Genomic DNA, 404 nt, shown 5'->3' on the forward strand with positions numbered 1-404 from the left:
GTAGTATTTGAATTAAAAGAACCGAACTCCCGGTTCCACGCTAATTTTATAGATAGATGGGGAGCATGGAGACCTTTCCCAAAACATATTTTTGAAAAAGTAGAAGATCCCGTATCCTTTGATTTCAATCCTCCTGTAAGCAGTGGTCCATATGCTCTAAAAGATTATGATGCTGCCGGTTATTGGACACTTTGGGAAAAAAGAGAAGACTGGGATAGAACACCAACTGGGATGTTGTTTGGTGAACCAAAACCAAAATACGTACTCTTTTATGCTTATACAGAAGAAACTAATGCAATAGTAGCTCAAGCTAACCATAATTTAGACATGGTACAATTATCAATCGAAGGATTCAAAGCCCTCATACAAAGAAATCCATATTCAAGAGGATACAGAATAGAATA

At 36.9% G+C, this 404-nt stretch carries 1 protein-coding gene; it reads left to right on the forward strand.

Annotation, left to right across the window (positions count from 1 at the left end; all coding sequences use genetic code 11):
- Positions 1 to 404, forward strand: a 404-nt coding sequence (locus ACW9JY_RS10520) for an ABC transporter substrate-binding protein (RefSeq protein WP_457284333.1), incomplete at both ends; no start/stop codon positions are given.

Source organism: Petrotoga sp. DB-2 (assembly GCF_054051725.1).